The organism is Vibrio sp. 1069, from assembly GCF_033340555.1.
Map to the genome: position 1 here is coordinate 1 of NZ_JAWOWP010000748.1, position 562 is coordinate 562.

Annotated in this window: 1 protein-coding gene; it reads right to left on the minus strand. The window is 48.6% G+C overall.

Translation table 11 applies throughout. The features are described from left to right. Window positions 1–562: PhzF family phenazine biosynthesis protein (locus R7040_RS28840; protein ID WP_318097946.1), on the minus strand; the 562-nt coding region annotated here is incomplete at both ends.

A 562-nucleotide genomic window follows, 5' to 3' on the forward strand; every position in this document is an offset into this window, starting at 1 on the left:
TTGACGCAATCCTCCGTGATTTCGCAGTACAGAACGCCACCACGCGCTGATGCTTGATACGCCACTAAAGATGCTTTGCCGAGCTCTTGCGCCCAATATGGTGCTAAGCCTGCGTGGATTGATCCTGTGACAGGGTCTTCATCTCCGCCGTTCGCTGGCCAAAAGTAGCGAGATACAAAGTCGTATTGACTGCCTTTTGATGTGACGACGACATCGTAAGGGGCGAGTTGTTTCAGTTGGTCGGATCGATATTGAACATCGAAAACGGTTTGCTCATCTTCCACGATGACGAAGTAAGCTTGTGGGCTAAGCAGTACGTGTGTTATTTCGCAGTTTAATCCCTCAATCAATTGCGTAGGAATGGCGTTGACGGGGTGTGGCGCTCTTGTCGGAAATGTCATTTCAATCTTGCCAAGTGCGTTCTTAATTACGGTTAAGGTGCCCACTTTTAATGTGTGAAACTCAATACTTCCTGTAACGCCGAGTTGATCGAACAACACCATGGAAGCGGCGAGCGTTGCGTGTCCACAAAAGTCGATTTCTGTAAGTGGTGAAAACCAGC